The 6,309-nt window shown below is 46.3% G+C and carries 8 protein-coding genes; all 8 read left to right on the top strand.

The genetic code is table 11. The features are described 5' to 3' along the window. On the top strand, positions 1-426 hold the full coding sequence (locus tag A3756_RS08625) for a DoxX family protein (RefSeq protein ID WP_068553337.1): 426 nt from the start codon (positions 1-3) through the stop codon (positions 424-426). Between the two features lie 84 nt (positions 427-510). Then, on the top strand, positions 511-1,479 hold the full coding sequence (locus A3756_RS08620; RefSeq protein WP_068553336.1) for a glutathione S-transferase family protein: 969 nt from the start codon (positions 511-513) through the stop codon (positions 1,477-1,479). Positions 1,480-1,519: 40 nt separating this feature from the next. Beyond that, positions 1,520-2,224, top strand: coding sequence for a pirin-like bicupin family protein (locus A3756_RS08615; protein WP_068513578.1), 705 nt, complete (start codon positions 1,520-1,522; stop codon positions 2,222-2,224). 32 nt (positions 2,225-2,256) lie between these two features. Further along, a complete protein-coding gene (locus A3756_RS08610; protein ID WP_068553335.1) occupies positions 2,257-3,030 on the top strand; it encodes a sulfite exporter TauE/SafE family protein in 774 nt (257 codons plus the stop codon). A gap of 99 nt (positions 3,031-3,129) precedes the next feature. Then, positions 3,130-4,233, top strand: coding sequence for a tRNA 2-selenouridine(34) synthase MnmH (gene mnmH / locus A3756_RS08605; protein WP_068553334.1), 1,104 nt, complete (start codon positions 3,130-3,132; stop codon positions 4,231-4,233). Next, positions 4,230-5,081: a putative selenate ABC transporter substrate-binding protein gene (locus tag A3756_RS08600; RefSeq protein WP_068513588.1), complete on the top strand. Its 852-nt coding sequence runs from the start codon at positions 4,230-4,232 to the stop codon at positions 5,079-5,081. The genes mnmH and A3756_RS08600 overlap by 4 nt, the downstream gene beginning before the upstream one ends. A 1-nt stretch (position 5,082) precedes the next feature. After that, positions 5,083-5,838: an ATP-binding cassette domain-containing protein gene (locus A3756_RS08595; RefSeq protein WP_068513591.1), complete on the top strand. Its 756-nt coding sequence runs from the start codon at positions 5,083-5,085 to the stop codon at positions 5,836-5,838. A gap of 3 nt (positions 5,839-5,841) precedes the next feature. Further along, the coding region (locus A3756_RS08590; protein ID WP_368664578.1) for a PhnE/PtxC family ABC transporter permease at positions 5,842-6,309 on the top strand (468 nt) is incomplete at its 3' end.

The raw sequence follows: 6,309 nt of genomic DNA, 5'->3' as shown, positions 1-6,309 counted from the left end.
ATCAGCACAACGACTGCGTGCCTAGACACGCTACCTATCCGAATTGGCGCGGGCATCACATTCGCCGCACACGGCAGTCAGAAACTATTTGGCTGGTTTGGTGGCTATGGATTGGATGGAACGGCGGGTTGGATGGAGTCGATTGGATTATCGCCCGGTATCTTGATGGCAGGGCTTGCAGGGAGTGCCGAATTCTTCGCCGGTTTATTGCTGATAGTTGGCTTTTTGGTTCGTCCAGCGGCCTTGGTACTGGCAATCACTATGATTGTGGCGATTGTCACGGCTCACATTGAAAATGGATTTTTTATGGCAACTAACGGTTATGAGTTTGCGCTCGCATTACTGGTTATCAGCGCAACCTTAACGATTAGAGGTGCAGGTAGTTTGAGTATTGATAAGGCACTTTTATCGTACAAGACTGTTTAGCCAACACGTTGATTAATCAGATTCAGATAGTTAAGTGCGACTCAAAACATCGCACTTTGATAATCGTTATTGAGGTACAAGGTCATGGGCTTAATACAAGATGGGAAATGGGTTGATCAGTGGTATGACACGAGCGATAGCGGAGGTGAGTTTCGTCGCCAAGATAGTCGCTTCAGAAGTTGGTTGACCGCCGATGGTCAACCTGGCCCGCAGGGTGAGAAGGGGTTTAAGGCAGAGAAAGGCCGCTACCATTTGTATGTTTCGTTGGCGTGCCCATGGGCTCATCGCACGTTGATTTTTCGCCAGCTGAAGAATCTACAAGATTATATCGATGTGACGGTAGTCGACCCGATAATGTTAGAAAACGGTTGGGAAGTTACCGACCCGCTGTACGGTTTTCAATACGCTTACCAGCTTTACATGCGCGCTGATAGCCAATACGAGGGGCGGGTTACGGTACCGGTTTTATGGGATAAACAGACCCAAACGATTGTCAGTAATGAGTCGTCTGAAATTATTCGCATGTTTAACTCAGCCTTTAATCACCTAACTGGCAATACTGATGACTATTATCCAGAGGGCTTGCGTGAGTCGATTGATATGATTAACGAACGAATTTATGACTGCATTAATAACGGTGTTTATCGTGCAGGTTTTGCGACGACGCAAGAAGCCTATGAAGACGCTTACCATCAATTATTTGATGCCCTAGATTGGGTAGAAGGCTTACTGTCTAAGCAGCGTTATCTGTGTGGATCAACACTAACCGAAGCTGACTGGCGTCTATTTACGACACTGATTCGATTCGACGCTGTTTATTTTGGACACTTTAAAACCAATAGACAACTGATAGCGAGTTACCCCGCGATGAGTTCTTATGTTCGCGAGCTGTATCAAGTGCCAGGGGTGGCCCAGACAGTGAATTTTGAGCATATCAAAACCCACTATTACGCCAGTCACCTTACGATCAATCCGACGGGGGTCATTCCTTTAGGGCCTGAACAAGATTTCGATTTACCCCATGATCGAGACCAGTTGGAAAAAGCTAACTAACGATCTCAGTCACTATTTTCATCAAAAGTAAGGAGTTGTCATGCTTTATTATCGAGCTGCTGACGAACGAGGTAAGGCCAACTTTTCTTGGTTAAATAGCCAACATAGCTTTTCGTTTGGTCACTATTACGACGCCGATCACATGGGAGTTTCGGTACTGAGAGTCATCAATGATGATGAGGTTTCCCCCGGTGCGGGTTTTGATAATCATGGTCATCGAGATATGGAAATTATTTCTTATATATTGGAGGGGGCTATCGAGCACAGAGATAGCACAGGAAATCACTTTATAGTGCCTGAGGGAGAGGTTCAGCGTATGAGCGCAGGGTCAGGGATTATGCACTCTGAATTTAACGCATCTAAAACCGAAGCATTGAAGTTTTTGCAAATTTGGATCAGTCCAAATGTAAAACTCATTGAACCTAGTTACGAGCAAATGCCCATCTTACAGTCTTCGACACTGACAGCTTTGGTAACGCCAGATGGAAGCAACGGTAGCCTAAGTATTCACCAGGATGTGAGCCTTTTTCGCTTGCAGCTAAACGCCGGAGAACGCTACGAATTGACGGCTCAAGCGCGAGTGGGTTATTTGCATGTAATTGAGGGGGAGGGACTTGGCGTTACATCGACTGACAAGCTTGAATTAAAGCCAGGTGATGGTCTAGGTATTATAAAAGATCAGCTATCTATTACGGCCAAAGATGAAGGCTTGACTGCTCTTTGGTTTGACCTCCCGCCAAGATAATTGCTTGTAATATAACGCGAGAAAACATTCTGATGAATGCAACTGATGACCTAAGCCTATTATTGCTTGACCCGCTATTTTGGGGGCTAGCCGTGGTTGGCGTGTTAATAACGGGAATCTCAAAATCTGGTTTTGCCGGAGGAGCGGGTGTTATCGCGGTACCATTACTATCGTTCGTGATGCCCGTGCCGGTTGCCGCTATTTTAATGTTGCCGCTTCTCATTGTGATGGACGCAAAGACGATGCACTATTATTGGCGCAGCGTGAACTGGCAAGAAATAAAAGTGATCGGCCCCGCGGCACTGGTCGGCATCATCGCGGGTGGCTATTTATTGGGTGGATTGTCCAGTAGCTTGTTACAGTCTTTGCTTGGTTTATTTTGCATTGCATTCGCGCTGTGGAAACAGTTGAGCCCCGTTTTGGCTCACCTGCCCTATGCAGGTCTTTTTTGGGCGACCTTGTCTGGTTTAACCAGCACATTGCTACACGCAGGTGGTCCACCGATTAATATTTATTTGGCCACGATACGATTACCCAAGCGCACGTGGTTGGCAAGCGCTGCCATGTTTTTTGCGATGATGAATCTGGTTAAAATCGTTCCGTATGCCTTAGCCGCCCAGTCACAGAGTGGTTTTTCTGTGTCGTCGTTGTTGATTATCGACATAATTTTGTTACCGGCTTGCTTACTTGGTTCGAGCTTAGGACATCGCTTGCATACAAAAATGAGTGAAGCCCATTTCATGTCTGCGTGTAAGGGTTTGTTATTTCTGTCAGGGCTTGGCTTACTCATTAGTGTGGCGCTCTAAAGCCTTTTGGTTCTAGTGTTTTAAAGATAAGGCATGGCTCTACATAAGCATTTTCCCTATAATCTCCCCCTTCTTTGCACCGCCTGACTATTAAGCACTATGAGCAACAGACCTGATACAGACAACTACCTCGAACTTTTCCTGAATGATATTCCGCTAATGGATGTTCGAGCACCGGTTGAGTTCGATAAAGGTGCCTTTCCAAATACCCTCAACGCACCCTTAATGGATGATGAAGAACGGCGTTTGATTGGTATTCGTTATAAAGAATCAGGCCAGGATAGTGCCATTGAACTAGGACACGAGCTGGTATGTGGCGAAAATAAAGCCCAAAAGCTTGAGGCCTGGTTGGCTTTTGCTAAACAGAACCCCCAGGGCTATTTGTATTGCTTTCGGGGTGGTTTGCGATCAAGAACCACACAAGGCTGGATTAAAGACGTAGGTGTGGATTACCCCTTGATAAAAGGCGGCTACAAAGCCATGCGTCGTTTTCTGATTGACGAAATGGAAACGCAAATCAGCGAGCTAGACTTCACCGTTATTAGTGGCCGAACGGGCACCGGTAAAACACGCGTTTTGAAGCAGTTCAATAATTACGTCGATCTAGAAGGCTTGGCTCATCATCGTGGTTCTAGCTTTGGTCGAATGTTGACCCCTCAACCTAGCCAAATAGATTTTGAAAACAAACTATCCATCGCCCTATTAAAAGCGCGCCATCAAAATAGCGGCACGGTATTTCTGGAAGACGAAAGTCGTTTGATTGGCCGTTGTGCTTTGCCTTTGACTTTGAAAGACCGCATGTCTGCTTGCCCTTTAATTGTCTTAGAAACGCCTTTGGAAGAACGAATCGATGTAGTGCTTCAAGACTATGTGATTGATATGACCGAAGCCTACTTAAGCCGGGACGGTGAAGAGCAGGGCATTGAGAATTTCTCTAACTATCTGTTTGAGAGTTTAGGGAGAATAGAACGCCGCTTGGGTAGCGAGCGAAAGAATCATCTACAGCAAATGATGGCACGAGCGATCAAACAACAATTTTCTGCTTCAGAATCTGATGAGGCTTACGGCCTTCACCGGGAGTGGATCGAACATTTACTAAAAGATTACTACGACCCAATGTACGATTATCAGCTCTCAAAGAAGGCTGAAAGAATTGTATTGCGGGGAAGCAAAGACGCACTATTGGAGCACTACTCAAAATGAAATTATTCAGTACCTTGATCATATTGTTTAGCCTAGCGGTGAGCGCGCAGGCGAAAGATTTTACCTTTACCGCCATCCCTGATCAGGACAGCACCCAGCTTGAGCAGCGCTTTGGTGCAGTGTCTGAGTACTTAGGGAAGGCCTTAGGCATTGAGGTACGTTATGTGCCGGTTAAGTCTTATGCGGCTGCAGTGACAGCATTTCGAAATGATCAGGTTCAATTAGCCTGGTTTGGTGGTTTGTCGGGTGTGCAGGCGCGCTTATTAGTGCCAGGCTCCCAAGCGATCGCACAGGGAGATGAAGACCGCTTCTTCAAGACTTACTTTATTGCGCATCATTCTACAGGTTTAAAAAAGAGTGATGAATTCCCAAAAGGTATTGCTAACAAGACACTGACCTTTGGTTCAAAAGGTTCAACATCGGGTCGCTTGATGCCTGAGTTTTATATCCGTCAACACCTTAATGATGCGCCTGATGCGTTGTTCAAACGTATAGGTTTTAGTGGTAATCACTCACGCACAGCCGCTTTGGTTAACTCAGGTGCCTACGAAATTGGTGTGTTGAGCTACAAGGTTTGGGAAAAAGAGCTAGCCGCAGGTAAGATTGATCCAAAAAAGGTTCAGGTTATTTGGGAAACACCTCAGTACCAGGATTACCAGTGGAGCATACGCGGTGATGTGGACGCGCATTGGGGTGAAGGTTTTGGTGGAAAGATTAAACAAGCCTTGTTGAATATGAAAGACCCTGACTTGCTAGCGCGTTTTCCTCGTAAAGCCTTTATTGAAGCGAAGAACGAAGATTATCAGGCAATTTTGGATACCGCTAAAAGCATTGGTTTGATTGACTAATATGCTTGATACGGGGGCACCGACAAAAACCATATTTCATCTCTCCAAGCAGGATTTAGCGTGGCAAGGTAATACCGTGCTGCGTGACTTGGAGATAGAAATTAAGGCCGGTGAAAAAGTCGCACTGCTTGGCAAGAGTGGTGCAGGTAAAAGTACTTTACTCAAAGCACTATACCAGCTGCGCCCCGATGATATTGCCTTCTGTCAGCAGGCGCCGGCTTTGGTCCCCAGTTTATCTTTGTTCCATAACATTTATATGGGGCAGTTGGATAAGCACAATTTTCTCTATAACGCTTTGAATTTGTTTTTTCCTCAGAAGGCGGTTCAAAAAAAGGTAGCCTTGCTTGCACAATCTTTAGGTTTACAAGAACACTTGAAAGCGCGTGCCGAGACCTTATCTGGCGGTCAGCAACAGCGTGCAGCATTAGCTCGAACGCTGATCCAGGAACGGGATATTTTTCTCGGCGACGAGCCGGTTTCTGCGGTGGATGAGCTACAAGCCGAGCGCTTGATCGCTAAGATCATCTCTTCTCACCAGAGCGTTGTTTTAGCACTCCATAATACCGAACTGGCCGTGAAATACTGCGATCGTATCATCGGCTTGAAAGGCGGTGAGTTAGCGATAGATTGCCAAGTTGCCGAACTGGACTCAGATAAGCTTCGTCAAATCTATTCCGATTTCGATACCCAGCAGCCCACCGGCGAACATGATAATACGCCGGTGCCTAAGCATCCTGACTTAAAGCTCTGTCGTTAAGCTATGTGGACGCTTAATCGAGTCAGCTCCGGCTTTTTGTTTCTGGCGCTTATTTGCCTTTGTTTTGCCGACCTTGAAATCATTACAGCAGACCCTTGGGGAGAGCTAGGTCGTATTGCTCAGGGTTTTGTCAGCCCGTCTTTTTTCTCTTGGTATGAATTGCTGGTCAGCTTGCTGAACACCTTGGCTTTTGCCTTGGTCGGTGTGGCGATCTCTTCTGTATTCGGCTTGCTGTTGGCGCAATGTTTTCAGCATCGTTTGGTCCGTATTGGCTGTGCCTTTATCCGTTCAATTCATGAAATTTTTTGGGCTTTGCTGTTTTTGCAGTTCTTTGGCTTGTCGACGCTGACTGGCTTGTTGGCGATTATCATTCCTTTTTCTGGCATCTTCGCCAAGGTCTATGCCGAGATTTTGGAAGAAAGCGATCGTGCGCCGAATGATGCCCTGACCCACCAGGCACAAGGCTCGTTT

Source organism: Oleiphilus sp. HI0086, assembly GCF_001635225.1.
Note: the sequence above shows the minus strand (reverse complement) of the source record. Positions and strands in the feature narration are given on the sequence as shown.

Excerpts from the sequence above, each read along its gene's own strand:
- A3756_RS08620 (WP_068553336.1), top strand. The coding sequence starts at position 511 with ATGGGCTTAATACAAGATGGGAAATGGGTTGATCAGTGGTATGACACG.
- A3756_RS08615 (WP_068513578.1), top strand. The coding sequence starts at position 1,520 with ATGCTTTATTATCGAGCTGCTGACGAACGAGGTAAGGCCAACTTTTCT.
- A3756_RS08610 (WP_068553335.1), top strand. The coding sequence starts at position 2,257 with ATGAATGCAACTGATGACCTAAGCCTATTATTGCTTGACCCGCTATTT.
- mnmH (WP_068553334.1), top strand. The coding sequence starts at position 3,130 with ATGAGCAACAGACCTGATACAGACAACTACCTCGAACTTTTCCTGAAT.
- A3756_RS08600 (WP_068513588.1), top strand. The coding sequence starts at position 4,230 with ATGAAATTATTCAGTACCTTGATCATATTGTTTAGCCTAGCGGTGAGC.
- A3756_RS08595 (WP_068513591.1), top strand. The coding sequence starts at position 5,083 with ATGCTTGATACGGGGGCACCGACAAAAACCATATTTCATCTCTCCAAG.